Raw genomic sequence first — 15203 nt, 5'->3', positions numbered from 1 at the left:
ACCGAGGCAAAGGAACGATGTTGGCAGAGCTTTGCTGACTTATATGTCATCTGTCCAGCCAGATCAATCCCGCCATTCGTCCGGTATTCCCGTCCCGGCGATAGGAAAAAAATCTTTCCGGATCACTAAAGGTACATTCGCCTCCGCCGTAAACTTCAGTAACCCCCGCTTCCGCCAATCGCTGCCGTGCCAGCAGAAAAAGATCGGCGAGCCATTTTCCGCCGTGGGCGCGGTGTGGCAGGAAAGCAATAGCAGATATCTTGTCGTGTTCGATAAATGCCTGACGCACTTCCTCGCCGACCTCAAAATGGCTGGGGCCGATTGCCGGTCCGAGCCATGCCATGATCCGGATGTCTATTCCCCCTGTCGGGCTTATCCGCGATAGCGTGCGTTCTATAACGCCGCCAGCCATGCCTCTCCAGCCCGCATGAATCACGCCGGCCACGGTGCCCGCGTGGTCGCAAAATAGTATGGGCAGGCAATCGGCGACAAGTACCGCGCAGACGTTGCCGGCACACCGGCTGAATGCGGCGTCGCCGTCACATGGGGCTGAACAATCATATTGGTCGATTCTGACAGGTGTCGTGCCGTGCACCTGTTTTAGCCACCGGGGCTCGGCCGGTAGAATTCGGCGCAGCAGCGCGCGGTTTTGTTCGACGATTTTTGGGTCATCGCCAACATGGTCTCCCAGGTTGAAGCTGGCATATGGTCCGCTGCTGGTGCCGCCATTCCGCGTGGTAAACAGTGCCTTGACATTGCCGGGTGCAGGCCAGCCGGGCGTAATCCAATCATTCATACCAGCGAGTTGGCGGGCGAGGAACTCTGTTCCCTATGTTGCCGCAGCACCAGCAAGAGATTATTCATATCCTCGGGCACGACCGCCTCCCACGTCATCTTCTTGCCATGCTGCGGGTGGGATAATTCCAGCCTTTGCGCATGCAGCGCTTGTCTCGAAAAACCGGCAATCAGCTGTCCTGTTTCCCCTGCGACCTTCTTCGGTTTGCCGCCATAAACCGGATCGCCCACCAGCGGGTGACCGATGGAGTGCATATGTACACGGATCTGATGAGTCCGGCCCGTTTCAAGACTGCACTGAAGCAGGGTGCACCCATCGAATTTTTCCATCACGCGATAGTGGGTGCGCGCCTCCTTGCCGCTCATGGTTACCGCCATTTTCGTACGTTGTACCGGGTGACGCCCCACCGGCGCGTCGATCCATCCCTCGACGGAAACATGTCCCAGTACCAGCGCCAGATAATCACGCTTCACGCTACGTTCTTGCAGTTGCCGCACCAAACTGGTTTGCGCTGTCAGGGTTTTTGCCACTACCAGCAGGCCGCTGGTTTCTTTGTCGAGCCGATGAACGATGCCCGCGCGTGGTATGGCGCTCAGTTGCGCCGCATGGTGAAGGAGCGCGTTCAGCAGGGTGCCCCGCCAGTTCCCACTGCCGGGGTGTACAACCAATCCTGCCGGTTTGTTGACAACCATGAGCACATCATCTTCGTAAACAATATCAAGCGCGATGGCTTCAGCGGCATAAGCGGCTTCGATGCGATCACTTATGGGCTGTTGGATCTGTATCTTCTCTCCACCCCACAATTTTTGCTTGGGAATGGCTCCCCCCTCATCCACGCTAATGCGTTTCTCCAATATCCATGCCTGTAGCCGGCTACGGGACCAATCGGGCAGCAGGCGCGCCAGCGCCTGGTCCAGCCGCATTCCCGCGTAATCCGGGGGGATGGTCAATTTAATGGCTCTTTCAGCCGATTCAGACGATATGGGCTTTGCGCTATAATGGTTATATTCGTCCCTATTTTCAGGTGAGTTTGCCATGTCGCGTAGTGTAGCTTTATTTCTGGTGTTGCTGCTATCAGCGTGTGGTCTGTTGCCGAAGCAAAACAGCCCGGAGGATTCCAAGAACTGGTCTGCCAGCAAGTTCTATTCCGAGGCGAAATCGGAGATGTCCAGCGGAAATTACTCGGCCGCCATTAAACTGTTCGAGCAGCTGGAAGCCCGTTATCCTTATGGACGCTACGCACAGCAGGCGCAGCTTGAAATTGGTTATGCCCATTACAAAGACGGGGAACAGGCCACCGCTATCGCCGCCGCCGATCGCTTCATCAAGCTGCACCCGAATCATGCGAATGTGGATTATGCATACTATCTCAAGGGACTAGCGAATTTTAATGATGACCTGGGCCTGATGGGTATCGTATCGGAAAAGATTCTCAACCAGGATATGAGCGAGCGCGATCCAAAGGCCTCACGTGAGTCGTTTGAGAATTTCAGGGAGCTGGTGACCCGTTTTCCCGATAGCAAATATACGCCCGATGCGGTACAACGCATGAAGCACCTGTATAACGTGGTGGCGCTAAACGAAGTGCAGGTGGCGCGTTATTACATGAGGCGAGGCGGCTATGTTGCAGCCCTCAATCGTGCGCAATTTACCCTCAAGGAATACCCACAGACTCCGGCCACGGAAGAAGCGATATTCATCATGATAAAGGCCTACGATGCGCTGGGCATGGCCGACTTGCGTGATGATGCGGCGCGTGTCATGACAAAAAATTTCCCTAACAGCCGATTTTTCCCGGATTCGACCGCAGCGAGCGGCGATTCCTGGTGGAAATTCTGGTAGCGTGGGCCCGGCCTGTCGGAGGATCGGCTGCAAAATCATCTGACCGAGCCATATTTCGCTGTCTTCGGCCAATAACTATTGGCCTTCAAATCTGTCTTCGCCCAGTTGCTGTTTCGCTTCAACTCCGCAAATCTGACAGGTTGCTAGACAGTTTTCGGATTCAACGTGATGGAGTGCCCGCTGCCTTTCCCGATGGATTGCTTGTGCGCGGTTTCATCCTGCAAGCGGATTGCCATAACATCGCAAGTGGCATGATGCAGGACACTGTTTGCCGTTGATCCCAGCAATAAAGCGAGGCCGTGGCGTCCATGCGAGCCGACAATAATTAAATCGACGTGTTCCTGCGCCGCAATTCGCACGATTTCCTGCCCGGGTACCCCCCAGACCATCCAGCGACAGGCTCGGTCGACATTCAACTGGTCACCGATCTGCATCAACCTGGATTTTTCCGCTTCCAGCAGTTCATATGAGGAATCGTGGTACAGCGGAATAATTGTGCCATAGGCGGTATCCGGCATCGGAATATTATCCAATACATGAATAATGCTCAGTTTTGCATGAAAAACATTTGCCAAGTGCCTTGCTTTCTGGATGACATGATCGCCAGGGGTCGGAAGATCCACCGCCAGTAGAATATGCTGATAGCTATCCATTGGGTCAATATAAAGTTTCAGGGGCGTCCATCAGCAATGGTCGGCTGTGATTTAAACATCGTGCGTAATACTTTCCATACATTCTCCACGATTTTTTGTTGTGCGTGCCCATTCGGATGTATTCCATCCGCCTGAAAGAATTCACGCTTGTCGCCAAAACCATCCAACAGGAAGGGTACCAGTTTGAGCTGATGGCGTTTTGCCAGTTGTGCATAAATATCCTGAAACTTTTGCGTGTATGCTATGCCATAATTGGGCGGCAGTTGCATCCCCGCCAACAGCACCGTTGCGTTATTTCGCTGGCAGGCTTCAATAATGGCTTCGAGGTTATCACGAATAGATTCGATGGATGCGCCGCGCAACCCGTCATTGCCGCCGAGTTCGAGAATGACGATGTCCGGGCGATGGGTTTTGAGCGCCTGTTCAATGCGATTGCGTCCGCCCATCGCGGTTTCACCGCTGATGCTGTTGTTGATCAGGTGAATCTGCGATTGCGTTTGGAGCCGCTTCTTCAGCAGACTGACCCATCCAGCCTCCTGCGGCAAGCCATAGCCAGCGGACAAGCTGTCGCCGAATACCATAATAGTAGTGGTTGCGGGTGTGGCTGCGGCGCCGGGCACGGCTGTGGCGCCAGAGTTGGCGGAGATAAAAGTGAATAGTGTATAGAGGATAATCAGGAAATATTTCATGACAGATAACCTTGTTGAAAAGTCTATTGTGCAAGCAATAGCCTTGACCAAACGAGTCAGCACTGGCGACGAACAGCTTACCATTCTGGAGGACATTAACCTTAAAGTAAATGCGGGCGATTCCGTTGCCGTGGTGGGTGCATCGGGTTCGGGTAAGTCGACATTGCTGGGACTGCTGGCAGGATTAGATACTCCCACGAGCGGCAAGGTTCATCTTGACGGGGAAGATATTTTTTTATTGGACGAAGATGCGCGGGCAGCATTGCGCGGACGCATATTGGGTTTCGTATTTCAGTCATTCCAATTGTTGCCTGCGTTGACCGCGGTTGAGAACGTAATGTTACCGCTGGAACTCGCCGGTGCAAACAATGCCAGCAGTGCCGCACTGGAGTTGCTTGAACGGGTCGGACTGGGGGAGCGCCTGAAGCATTATCCCAAGCAATTATCCGGGGGCGAGCAACAGCGCGTCGCCATTGCGCGCGCATTTGTCACGCAACCGCAATTGTTGCTCGCCGATGAACCCACCGGCAATCTGGATTCCGCCACAGGCGCGCAAATCATAGAACTCATGTTTGAGCTGAACCGCGAGCGGGGAACGACATTGGTCCTGGTCACGCATGACGAGGCAATCTCCAGCCGCTGCGCATGGCGGATACGGCTGGCGGGGGGGAAGGTTGTAAATTGACTGGCTTAACGGAAGGCATGTCCCAAACAGAACCGGGTACCAGGCGGCGTACGTGGGTCACGATGGCGGGTATTCTGTTCGTTGTGCTGATTACAGCCACCTGGGTCTGGCGCCACCAAAGTGGGGTGGCGGATGCGAGGAGCAGAGGGGATAGAGGCGACAGGGCAATTCATGTCGTCACCGCTTTGGTTACCCGAAGCGATGTGGCAGTCAGACTCACGGCAAATGGCACGGTGTCTGCGCAGCAGACGGTAGCGGTAAGGCCGCAGCTCAGCGCCATGATTAGATCCGTGCACATCAAGGAAGGGCAATTTGTGCAAAAAGGCGAGAAGTTATTCACGCTTGATGCGCGTACCGAAGATGCCAATCTCAGCAGGACGGAGGGGCAACTGGCCAAATCCCGGGCTGATCTGAGGAATGCCGAGCGTAACCTTGAGCGCCAGCGCGAATTGTTTCGGCAAAACTTTATTTCACAGGCAGCGCTTGAGGTGGCTGAGAATCAGGTGGAGGGCCTCAGCGCCCAGCTTTTGGTGGATCAGGCGACGGTACAGGCCAATCGCGTCGCTCGCGGGTTCAGCGAAATCACCGCGCCCATTGCCGGGCGCACGGGTGCCATCCCGGTGTACCAGGGCAGCCTGGTGCAGCCGAATGATGCCTTGGTAAGTATCACGCAGATCGATCCGATCAATGTCAGCTTTACCTTGCCGGAGCGCGAATTTGTCCCTTTGCAGCAAGCGCTGGCCGAAGGTGAAGTGGCTGTCAATGTGCTGCTGGATGCGGCCGGAAAACAAACCCGCAAAGGGAAGCTGGTTTTTGTTGATAATGCGGTAGACACGGCAAGCGGCACAATTGGTCTCAAAGCGGAATTTCCCAATGCGGATAGGCATCTCTGGCCGGGCATGTTCGTCACCGTGACGCTTGCACCCCGTATGCTGGCAGGCGCGCTCATGGTACCGGTGCAGGCAGTGCAGAATGGTCCGGAGCGGAAGTTCGTTTATGTAATTGGGGAGAATGGTCAAGCGAATCCTCTCACCGTCGAGGTACGCTGGATTCAGGACGGGTTTGCCGTTATAGAGGGAGAAGGCGTCGCGCCGGGTATGCGGGTTGTTGTCGAGGGCGCGCAGAATCTCAGGCCGGGCAGCGGCGTCGCGGAGGTCAAGCCTAGGAGCGGCGAGGCTGGAGTTGGCGGCTAGATGAGCGAATCAGCGGATCGGCGATGAATCTCTCCGAATTGTGTATCCGCCGGCCAGTAATGACGGTGCTGCTATCGGCCTCCGCCATTATCGCGGGGATCATTGCCTACGGTGGCTTACCGATCGCCGCGCTGCCAAGTTACGACTCGCCCACCATTACGGTAACTGCGGCGCTTCCGGGTGCAAGTCCCGAGACGATGGCTTCATCGGTGGCCACCCAGCTTGAGCGCCAATTCTCCACTATTTCCGGTCTTTCGGTCATCAGTTCGACCAGCACGCTGGGCAATACCACGATTACACTGGAATTTGACCAGGATCGGGATATCGACAGCGCTTCCATCGATGTGCAGGCGGCGTTGCTGCGCGCCCAGCGCTCGTTGCCCATCGAAATGACGGTACCCCCATCCTACCGCAAGATCAACCCCGCTGACGCTCCCATTATTCATCTCGCCTTGACGTCACCCTCGATGTCGCTGTCGGATTTGAACAGCTTCGCCGAAGATCTCATTTCTCCGACGTTGTCGACGATAACCGGCGTGGCACAGGTCCAGATCAATGGCCAGAAAAAATATGCCGTCCGTGTGCATGTGAGCGCGGAAGCACTTGCGGTGCGTAACTTGACGCTGGATGATGTTGCGGATGCGCTGCGCACCGCCAATGCGAATTCGCCGATTGGCACGCTCGAAGGCCCACGCCAAAGCCTGACCATCCAGGCCAATCGCCAGCTCAGTGATGCCGCCGAATTTGCGAAACTGATTATCGCGACCTCTCCCAGCGGCAATCCGGTACGACTCTCTGAGGTGGCGGAGGTTGAAAACAGCGTGGAATCCGTCAAAACCGCAAGCTGGCTTAACGGCGAACGCGCGATCACGCTTTCCGTGCAACGCCAGCCAGGCGCAAATACCGTGGCCACGGTCGATGCTATCAAGAAGGTCATTCCGGAATTGATAGCACAGATGCCGTCATCTGTTCAGCTCAAGCTGACCAGTGATCGTTCGGTTTCAATTCGAGAATCCATCCATGATGTGCAGGTTACGCTGGGAATAACCATCGTCCTCGTCTTGCTTGTGATTTTCCTGTTCCTCCGCAAGGCTTCTGCTACCTTGATTCCGGCACTGTCATTACCGATTTCGCTGTTGGGAACAGTGGCGCTGATGCGGATCTTCGATTACAGCCTGGACAATATTTCATTGCTCGCCATCACGCTCGCGGTCGGGTTGGTGGTGGACGATGCCATCGTGATGCTCGAGAACATCGTACGCCACATCGAGAAGGGTATGCCGCCGCTGCAAGCCGCCTTGCAGGGATCCCGGGAAGTAAGTTTCACCATCATCTCAATTTCCCTCTCCCTGGTTGCCGTTTTCATTCCAATTTTTTTCATGCCCGGCGTGATCGGATTGCTTTTTCATGAATTTGCCGCCGTCGTGGGGATCGCCGTCCTGATGTCGGCTGTTGTATCGCTTACATTGGTTCCGGTGATGACTAGCCGCTATGTTGCCGGGCACGAAAGCGAAGCGCGCAGCCTGAAATGGACGGAATGGTTCGAGCGCGGATTTGCTAAGCTACTGAAGCTCTATGAGCGCATACTCGATTTAGGGCTCCATCATCATCGTATCGTGCTGGGTATCGCTTTCGGAACGTTCCTTGCCACGGCGCTATTGTTCGTGGTCGTGCCCAAAGGTTTTTTTCCGACCGAGGATATTGGTCAAGCCCTGATTACGGTAGAGGCTGTGGAAGATATTTCGTTCCCGGCCATGACCGAGCTGCTGCTGCAAACCGACCGCGTCATACGTGCCAATCCCGCGGTCGATGTACTGATTGTCAACGCTACCGACAGCAATAGCGCCCGGCTATTCATGACACTCAAGCCACGCAGCGAGCGCCCACCCCTTGATAAGATTATCGAGAGCCTACGCCGGGACGTAAGTACCATTCCCGGCGTAAATGTGTTCATAAACCCTATTCAAAATCTCAGGCTTGGCGGCCGTACCAGCAAGAGCCGCTATCAATATGTCATGCGCAGCGTGCGTGCCGGCGAGCTGCGCGCGGCGGCGGACAGTCTCATGTCACGCATGCGTGAAGACGCCATTTTTCGCGATGTTACCAGCGACTCTCAACTGAAAGGGTTGCAGGCGATGCTGGATATCGATCGCGATAAGGTCAACCTGCTGGGCGTGCAAATGGCCGATATCCGTTCCGCGCTTTATAGCGCCTTCGGCGAGCGCCAGGTATCCACAATTTATACTTCAACCGACAAATATCAGGTTATTCTGCAGGTTGCCGCCGAAGATCGTATTGATGAAAGCGCTTTCAATAAAATCCATTTGCGTGCCAAGAATGGAGTGCTGGTCCCGCTCTCGAGCGTGGCATCGGTCAAACGCGAGGTGGGGCCGGTCGCGATCAATCATGCGGGGCAACTGGAAGCCTTGACCCTCTCGTTCAACCTTGCTCCCGGTGCGGCGCTGGGGGATGCTTCGGCCCGTATCGACCAATTCAAGCGCGAGTTGAATCTTCCGGAAAGTGTTTTGACCAGCTATGCAGGTGACGCTGCAGCGTTCCAGTCTTCGCAAGCGAGCCAGGTGATATTGATCGTTGCCGCGCTGCTGGTAATCTATGTGCTGCTTGGCGTGCTGTATGAGAGCTATATCCATCCTCTCACCATCCTTTCCGGGTTGCCTTCGGCGGCGGTAGGCGCGTTGGCGATGTTGTGGTTATTCAATCTGGAGTTATCCATTATCGCCATGATCGGCATCCTGATGCTGATCGGTATCGTCAAGAAGAATGCCATCATGATGATCGACTTCGCGCTCGACGCGCAGCGCAATGCTGGCATGTCGCAGCGTGAAGCGATCCGAACCGCCTGCCTGCTGCGTTTTCGCCCTATCATGATGACCACGCTGGCGGCCCTGATGGGGGCGCTGCCCATTGCGCTTGGATTGGGTGCGGGCGCCGAGTTGCGCCAGCCGCTGGGTCTCGCCGTGGTCGGGGGGCTGTTGTTCTCGCAGATCATCACGCTGTTCATTACGCCAGTGATCTATCTTTATCTGGATCGCTTTTCCGGCAACGGACCGCTCAAATTTGAAACGGATCGGGAATCCTGGCAGCGGCAGGAATTGCCGTAAGATAATTTGTGCGCCGATAGCGAAACCTGCAGTTAATTTCCAAAATCATTTACGATGATTTTGCCTCCCGAAATAACAAGATCGGGATACTCCAGAATTTTCAGATTCTGGGAAGGGTCGCCTCTCACCGCAATAATATCGGCCGGCGCACCGGGTTGTAAGGTGCCCAGCAGCGGCCAATTCAGGTGCTGACCCGCTTTGGATGTTGCAGCGCGCAAGACATCGATCAACCCCATTTTTGCCATTTGCCTCATATAGATCAACTCCTGCGCATCGATTCCCCTGGGAATGTCCGGATGGGCAATTTCAGCCCCATACAATAATTCTCCGCCCAGCGCTGCCCAGACGGCTGCATTGTGGGCAACGCCCGAACATTTGGACAGGGTATCCAGCGTAGTGACTATTTTTACATCCTGCTCCACTGCTTTTTTCAATAACGACTCGGGAATGGCGTCGCAAGGCATATGAGCCCATTCGTCGATGCCCGCATTGATGGCAATGCGCGCCCCTGCTGCTTCGGCAATATGCGCCGTTACCTTGCGATTATGCTTATGTGCTTCATCCACAATCGCTTTCACGACATTTTCTGATAATAGCGGCCATGTTTGCTTCGAAGCATCATGGGCAGGCTTGGGATGTGCAGGCGCATGCTCGCTCCGTTGATCATGATGACCGTGGCCATGACCAGAATCATGGCCATGATCATGACCGGACGACCAGGGAGCGCCTGCTTCGCCCCCGGGTTCCAGGGCGACCTTGATCACGACTGCGCCGCCGTTTATAAGATCACGGACAGTCTCCCGCGCTTCTTTTTCGGTGGAAACCTCCGTTGCGATATTTGTTTTTCCCAGCATCGGGATGGGATAACCATTCGGTGCCGTAATAATCGGTCCGGAGGTTAATACGCGCAGGCTGCCGTTTCCGCCGTATGGCTTGTGTACCGGTCCGCCCACGTCCCGAATCGTCGTAATGCCATGTTTCAGAACGGTGCCGGCCGGAATATTCTGGAATGAGAGGTGGGCATGCAACTCGATAAAACCGGGTAGTATGGTCGCATCACCCAGATCGATGACGTTGGCATTGCTGGGCTTGAATGATTCGCGTGCATCGATTTTAGCCACTTGCCCGTTTATCACCAGCACCGAAGTATTCGTTCTCACGTTATTGCCGTCGAAAACCCGCGCGGCATGCAGGAGGATAGCTTCATGCCCGGATTCCTGAGCGATCACAAAGGAGGAAGTTAGCATTGCCGGAATCAAACATAGGCAGGCAGTGAACCGGCTGATCAATCCGAGAGGTGTACATTTCATCATTTCAACTCCTTCATTTATGGATGTTTCGGAATTTGGCTATCGTGGTTGATAAATATTATTAACAGTGGTTTGGCTGGATGACATCAACAAGAATGGAGAGCGCCGCCATGAGAAAATAGCTGCCCCAGGCTGACTCGACCAGTTCGTCCTTCCCGTGATTGGTTTTGTAGCAGCAGCCCCAGAATATTCCCGGAGCAGCCCCATCTTTATTTTTCTGATGACTGCTATTTCTCTGAACCCCGCTGAAGTATTGGCTGTGAATGATCGCAGTAATTTGTCGATGGGCATGAATACGCCATTGATCCCCATCGGGCATCAGGTCAGCGAGGGAAAGCATTGCCAGCGAGGCGATCACGGTGGATGAAGGGTCGCAAAGCCCCAACGGGTCGCTCAATCGGCTGGGTGGCAAGGAACCGGGACGCGAACGTCTCCAATATTCACAAGCGGAATGAGACTGAGTCAAGTAAGGTTCCCCCCATTGTGCCGCAGCCCGGCTCAATCCCAGCATGGCCCAGGCCTGGCCGCGAGACCATATGCCAGCGTGATCAGCGGTTCGAAAGCTGCCTTGGCTAAAGCAGGCGTCCGGATAAAATGCGCCGTCGTCGCGGCGGCATGCAGTCAATAGGGTATCCGCATGGCAACGTGAGATTTGATGATAAACGCGATGTTCACTGCGGTTGAAAAGCTGGATCAGGGCGGCAAGCGTGTCTATCGTAATTCGTCGATTCCCTTCCTTTCCGCCACCCATGCCGGTACCAAGGGGAATACAGTTTATTTCCGGGTCATAGGAACCCGCAATTGCGGCAATGGATTCTTTCGTGAGCTCGCGTGCGGCGATGTTGCCAAACCAGATATCGCCAAGTGATGCGCCGTGCCAAAAAATCAGGCTGCGGTTAATGGAAGTGACGCTGACTTTTTGGGATAAGCGCTGACAGATATCCGACGCTTTGCGTAGATCCAATGCTGATCCCGTTATGCGTGATCGCAGCCACCACCATCCGCTCCAGAATCCCCCCGTCCAGGAACCTCCGGGGGAAATGACCCACTCATCTGAAATTCCTGGCGAATAGAGTGGGAAGCCATCTGCGCAACGGGAATCAATGGCATCCATGCGATGAATCATCAGCGCAAGTGCATTTGTCATCTCCTCCCGGCTCAACAGTTGTGCATTGGTGTTGCAGGATTCCCGTTCCAACCGGTGCATAAGTAATCCCTTTTCAAAAAATAAAGTTGAAATCCACGTAGACCATGTCGGCATCCTTTTTTTCGCTGTAAATATTCTGAGTGACGCTGCCCCCGAACGCATGTCCATAATAGAATCTCCATGACAATTCCTTGGTAAGCGTATGCGTGAAACTGATGTCCACCAGTTGACCTACATCGCCTTTGCCATTTGAAGGCTTTCCTGAATAGCCGAATGCGCCCGAGCTCGACGTCGGTCCTAATCCACCGTAGAACAAATCGGCCGAATTGGCGAGTGACAGATGATGCAGGTCAATGGTTACCCGGGTTTGTGGAGTGGGTGATACGATCATCTGGATGAAGGCATCTTGCAGATTCATCAGGTTGTAGAATGGGAACTTGGCGTAGCCACGACCATTGGGAAGCACTGAGAAGAAAGTTTTGTGCTTGCCGTCTCTTGCGTCATCGTCTCCTGAACTTAGAAAATAGAGTGCGCGCAGCCATGGCTTGAAAGAAAGTTTGGTCCATTGGTAACCCGCCTCGGCAGCGATAGCCCAAGCCTGATGATCCTGGTTGGTCCAATCGCCGAACTGATAAGCTCCCCACAATAAGGCGTCGACGCTGCCCGCGTTCAGTTGATGAAGAGTCAGCAAGTGAGCGCCTATGGTATGAATATTCAGATTCTGGCTATCAAGCCGGGGTCGATCAGCGGCGGGACGGTTGTCCACCACCTGAGTGTTGCGCTTGTCATCGTAATTGATATAGAAGAGCCGGCCCTCGGTTCCCGGCAGCAGTGCATCCTTCTTGCTGGTGAGTGCCGCGTAAAACAGATTGATGTCGCTGATTTCATTTTGTCCCTGGACAGTAAACCCACCCTGGGTTGGGCGCATGCCATTCGCCGTGATATTGAAAGCTGGCCGGTCATAAGCAGCGTGAAAGCCATCGAAGCTTCGCCCTACATGGACAATATTCGACGCCACGAGGCGCTGCGCGACACGCGCCCTTTTGAGCCCGTCGAACTTGTCATTGCCGGTTCTGTATTCCATCCCATCCATGAACTCGAATCGACCGATCTTCAGGGTTGTTCCAGGCAGGCCCAGCGAATTGAATTTAAAGTTGAGATAAGCCTGTTTTAGAAAAATATTACTGGCATTCGTGGACTGATTCGCCAGGAAATAGGCTGCACCCAATCCCAAAGGACCGCCGGGCGACGCAACCGCATCATTGGGGAGGCCATATAAACCAACATATTGGGCTTGTGCGTAACCATCGACGTATGAAGTCGTGAGCAATGCACCGAGTCTGCCGCGCAGCGCCCATAAATCGTATGAATTGTTATTATTCATCGCTGGACCGGGCCGAAAATAATTCCACGCCTCATAGCTGCCATAAAATTCGCCGGTAATGCGCAGGTAGGGGTTGATCTGGCCCAGGAATTTAGGTTCTTCAGCCGCCGGTGTGCTGCTGATTGGCAGTATTGACCCCATAACAATCCATGGAATTAACAGTTTTAGTCGCATACTGTATGGATCGGTTTGTTTATTTATGGGCATGTGCTTAAATTCGCCAGCTTCTTCAATTTTTTTCGCGTTTAAAAAATGCAAAGTCGGAAAAATCCGCGATCAGAGAAATCATGGAATTAATTTCTTCCAGGGATGGGGTGCCCATCGCATGCTGGCATGGCGGCGCAGGGGAGCCCCTGCTGCTTGTGCACGGCACCGCTGGCGATCACTTCGCCTGGGCACCGGTATTGGCCGCGCTCGAACGTCACTTCGACGTATGGACCTTTGATCGAAGGGGACGTGGCCACAGTGGCGACACCCATCGCTATGCACTCGAACGAGAGTGCGAAGATATCGTTGCAGTCATTGATGCCATAGGGGGTACCGTACATCTTCTCGGACATTCCTTTGGGGGGCTCTGTGCCCTGGAAGCTGCAAGCCTGACTTCAAACATCGGCGGACTTGTGCTCTATGAACCGCCCATGTCGCTGGCTGGCAGCGGTTGGTCGGCGGAGCTCGGTACATCCATGCAAACGCTGCTGGATGCGGGAAACCGGGAAGAAGCGCTGCTGCTCTTTTTTCGAGACATCGTCAAAACACCCTCACATGAGATTGCCGCCATGCAGACTGGATTGCACTGGCAAGGACGAATTGCCGCGGCGCATACCATTTACCGCGAATTGCAGAGCATTGACCGCTACGTCTTTGAACCTTCCCGGTTTCATGCCTTGCGAATTCCTGTTTTGCTTCTGCTTGGCGGCGATAGTCCCTCACGCCGTCATCGTATTGCCGAGACGCTTCACCAGGCGCTGGCTGGCAGCCAGATCAAGATCCTCCCGGGACAGCAGCATAGTGCGATGAGGACCGCTCCCGGTTTATTCGTTCATGAAGTTGTAAAGTTTTTAAATGTCCATGGTCTTCGTACGCTGAGCGGCGGGAACCATCAGGGTTGATGTCCGTATCTTGCGCCGGCGCGTGGATGCCAGTGCCAATGACATGATGCAGGCACATAGAAGCACACCAATCAGTGCACTCCAGCCCAGCAGGCCTTCGGAATGGTTCGACAAGGCGCCATACAGCGGCGGGCCCAGCGCAAAGCCGCCGAAAAAGGCAACCGAAACAAAGCCGGATGCGGCGGTCACCGGACCAAAGGCCGGATCTCGTATCAACATGCTCATGGCTATTGCGTTGGTGCCTACCGCGGTGAGCCCCATGCCTATTGCGCCGGCCCATAGCCGCCAGTGAGTTTCGGGACTCGCCTGCATCGTTGCCGCTATCGTGCAAGCTGCAATCGCTATCAGTACAAGCAGAAGCAGTGATTCCTCCTTGAGTTTCGCTCCTATCGGGGTCAACACTATCCTGGAGATGATTCCCATCACCCCAAAAACCGCGATCAAGGTGCCAGCCAGGGAGAACGGCATGCCTTGCCGGATAGCAAAGCTCGGCAGGAATGTGACGAAAGCAGAGAGCGATATCCCGACACAGAACTGAATGCCCATCAGCCGCAGCAATAGCGAATTTGGGCGCGAAAACATGAAACCCTTGACTGGTCCGCCATGTTTTCCGGGAGTGAACAAAGGCGTCGAGATGGCGAATAATAGGGCGACCGGAACAATCATGCCCAATGCGACGCGCCAACCATACTGAAATGCGATACCGGGGAGTATCAGGCCGGCGAAGAGGGCCGCTACCTGAACGCCGGATTGCTTCAACCCCACGACTTTGGCCTTCTTATCAGGCGGAACCTGCTGCGCGATCAGCAAATTTGTGACAGGGTTCGCAAGTGCCTGGGCGATACCGCAAATAGCGGTGGCTGCGACCAAACCATAAAAATTCTTGACTGTTGCCATCAGCGCGAAAGCCAGCGCGATGGCGGAGAAAAGCACCATCAATGCATAACGTGAACCCATGCGATCCACGATGGCGCCCGCCCAGAGTGACAAGATGGCTGCCAAGCCGAATGAACTCATTACCAGGTAGCCCAGTAATGCGGGCTCAAAGCGCAAGTCGCGGCCAAGGAGCGGCCCAAGGGTGCTGGTGGCATATAAAATCAGCATGGGCAAGGCCATGGCAAACACCAGGACAACCCGGAAGCCGATGGCGACAACCGTCGTGGACCGAGGGCCGGGGGTCATTATCGGCATTGTCCGTACCCTCTGCCCATGAGCGGATTTTGACGCCGGTACCATGATGCAGGCGAGTAAAAGCACGCCGTCAATACATTGC

At 54.6% G+C, this 15203-nt stretch carries 13 protein-coding genes; 5 read left to right on the top strand and 8 right to left on the bottom strand.

Annotated elements, in window-relative coordinates:
- Positions 1-46: 46 nt before the first annotated feature.
- Both pgeF and rluD read right to left on the bottom strand, forming a co-directional pair.
- On the bottom strand, positions 47-796 hold the full coding sequence (gene pgeF, locus SQ11_RS02995) for a peptidoglycan editing factor PgeF (protein WP_041512657.1): 750 nt from the start codon (positions 794-796) through the stop codon (positions 47-49).
- Positions 793-1752, bottom strand: a complete 960-nt coding sequence (rluD, locus tag SQ11_RS02990; RefSeq protein WP_269746026.1) for a 23S rRNA pseudouridine(1911/1915/1917) synthase RluD — start codon at positions 1750-1752, stop codon at positions 793-795. The genes pgeF and rluD overlap by 4 nt, the downstream gene beginning before the upstream one ends.
- Before the next feature lie 79 nt (positions 1753-1831).
- On the opposite strand from rluD, the gene SQ11_RS02985 reads away from it, so the two are divergent.
- Positions 1832-2638 (top strand): outer membrane protein assembly factor BamD, encoded by an 807-nt coding sequence (locus tag SQ11_RS02985; protein WP_041512655.1) that lies wholly within the window; start codon positions 1832-1834, stop codon positions 2636-2638.
- A gap of 143 nt (positions 2639-2781) precedes the next feature.
- Here the strand turns inward: SQ11_RS02985 and SQ11_RS02980 are convergent, their stop codons facing one another.
- On the bottom strand, positions 2782-3291 hold the full coding sequence (locus tag SQ11_RS02980; protein WP_041512654.1) for a universal stress protein: 510 nt from the start codon (positions 3289-3291) through the stop codon (positions 2782-2784).
- Positions 3292-3308: 17 nt separating this feature from the next.
- The gene (locus SQ11_RS02975; RefSeq protein WP_041512653.1) at positions 3309-3980 is read right to left on the bottom strand and encodes an arylesterase; all 672 of its coding nucleotides are present in this window, start codon (positions 3978-3980) and stop codon (positions 3309-3311) included.
- Between SQ11_RS02975 and SQ11_RS02970 the strand changes: the two genes are divergently transcribed.
- The 3 genes from SQ11_RS02970 to SQ11_RS02960 are packed head-to-tail and all read left to right on the top strand — an operon-like array spanning position 3979 to position 8980.
- The gene (locus SQ11_RS02970) at positions 3979-4665 is read left to right on the top strand and encodes an ABC transporter ATP-binding protein (RefSeq protein ID WP_041512652.1); all 687 of its coding nucleotides are present in this window, start codon (positions 3979-3981) and stop codon (positions 4663-4665) included. The genes SQ11_RS02975 and SQ11_RS02970 overlap by 2 nt on opposite strands.
- A 17-nt stretch (positions 4666-4682) precedes the next feature.
- Positions 4683-5858, top strand: a complete 1176-nt coding sequence (locus tag SQ11_RS02965; RefSeq protein WP_232297869.1) for an efflux RND transporter periplasmic adaptor subunit — start codon at positions 4683-4685, stop codon at positions 5856-5858.
- Between the two features lie 23 nt (positions 5859-5881).
- Positions 5882-8980 (top strand): efflux RND transporter permease subunit, encoded by a 3099-nt coding sequence (locus SQ11_RS02960; protein WP_041512650.1) that lies wholly within the window; start codon positions 5882-5884, stop codon positions 8978-8980.
- A gap of 32 nt (positions 8981-9012) precedes the next feature.
- Here SQ11_RS02960 and SQ11_RS02955 read toward each other — a convergent pair whose 3' ends face one another.
- The 3 genes from SQ11_RS02955 to SQ11_RS02945 form a co-directional block, all read right to left on the bottom strand.
- Complete coding sequence (locus SQ11_RS02955) at positions 9013-10293, bottom strand: amidohydrolase family protein (protein ID WP_041512649.1); 1281 nt, start codon at positions 10291-10293, stop codon at positions 9013-9015.
- A 58-nt stretch (positions 10294-10351) separates the two neighbouring features.
- A complete protein-coding gene (locus SQ11_RS02950) occupies positions 10352-11437 on the bottom strand; it encodes a glucuronyl hydrolase (protein WP_232297868.1) in 1086 nt (361 codons plus the stop codon).
- A gap of 73 nt (positions 11438-11510) precedes the next feature.
- A complete protein-coding gene (locus SQ11_RS02945; protein WP_041512865.1) occupies positions 11511-12962 on the bottom strand; it encodes an alginate export family protein in 1452 nt (483 codons plus the stop codon).
- A gap of 146 nt (positions 12963-13108) precedes the next feature.
- Here SQ11_RS02945 and SQ11_RS02940 point away from each other — a divergent pair, with 146 nt between their 5' ends.
- Entirely contained in the window at positions 13109-13930 is an 822-nt protein-coding gene (locus SQ11_RS02940) for an alpha/beta fold hydrolase (protein WP_052493948.1), read from the top strand.
- On the opposite strand, the gene SQ11_RS02935 is transcribed toward SQ11_RS02940, so the two are convergent.
- Positions 13880-15121 (bottom strand): CynX/NimT family MFS transporter, encoded by a 1242-nt coding sequence (locus tag SQ11_RS02935; RefSeq protein ID WP_052493947.1) that lies wholly within the window; start codon positions 15119-15121, stop codon positions 13880-13882. The two genes, SQ11_RS02940 and SQ11_RS02935, sit on opposite strands and share 51 nt — an antisense overlap.
- Between the last annotated feature and the right edge of the window lie 82 nt (positions 15122-15203).

Source organism: Nitrosospira sp. NpAV, assembly GCF_000832065.1.
Classification (GTDB): domain Bacteria; phylum Pseudomonadota; class Gammaproteobacteria; order Burkholderiales; family Nitrosomonadaceae; genus Nitrosospira.
The sequence above is the reverse complement of the archived record's forward strand: the minus strand, read 5'-3'. Positions and strand labels throughout refer to the sequence as shown.

What these genes read in the sequence shown, in the direction of transcription:
- SQ11_RS02940 (WP_052493948.1), top strand. Translation starts at nt 13,109, where the DNA reads ATGGAATTAATTTCTTCCAGGGATGGGGTGCCCATCGCATGCTGGCAT.
- SQ11_RS02985 (WP_041512655.1), top strand. Translation starts at nt 1,832, where the DNA reads ATGTCGCGTAGTGTAGCTTTATTTCTGGTGTTGCTGCTATCAGCGTGT.
- pgeF (WP_041512657.1), bottom strand. Translation starts at nt 796, where the DNA reads ATGAATGATTGGATTACGCCCGGCTGGCCTGCACCCGGCAATGTCAAG.
- SQ11_RS02950 (WP_232297868.1), bottom strand. Translation starts at nt 11,437, where the DNA reads ATGACAAATGCACTTGCGCTGATGATTCATCGCATGGATGCCATTGAT.
- SQ11_RS02980 (WP_041512654.1), bottom strand. Translation starts at nt 3,291, where the DNA reads ATGGATAGCTATCAGCATATTCTACTGGCGGTGGATCTTCCGACCCCT.
- SQ11_RS02960 (WP_041512650.1), top strand. Translation starts at nt 5,882, where the DNA reads ATGAATCTCTCCGAATTGTGTATCCGCCGGCCAGTAATGACGGTGCTG.
- SQ11_RS02965 (WP_232297869.1), top strand. Translation starts at nt 4,683, where the DNA reads ATGTCCCAAACAGAACCGGGTACCAGGCGGCGTACGTGGGTCACGATG.
- SQ11_RS02955 (WP_041512649.1), bottom strand. Translation starts at nt 10,293, where the DNA reads ATGATGAAATGTACACCTCTCGGATTGATCAGCCGGTTCACTGCCTGC.
- SQ11_RS02935 (WP_052493947.1), bottom strand. Translation starts at nt 15,121, where the DNA reads ATGCCGATAATGACCCCCGGCCCTCGGTCCACGACGGTTGTCGCCATC.
- SQ11_RS02970 (WP_041512652.1), top strand. Translation starts at nt 3,979, where the DNA reads ATGACAGATAACCTTGTTGAAAAGTCTATTGTGCAAGCAATAGCCTTG.
- SQ11_RS02975 (WP_041512653.1), bottom strand. Translation starts at nt 3,980, where the DNA reads ATGAAATATTTCCTGATTATCCTCTATACACTATTCACTTTTATCTCC.
- SQ11_RS02945 (WP_041512865.1), bottom strand. Translation starts at nt 12,962, where the DNA reads ATGGGGTCAATACTGCCAATCAGCAGCACACCGGCGGCTGAAGAACCT.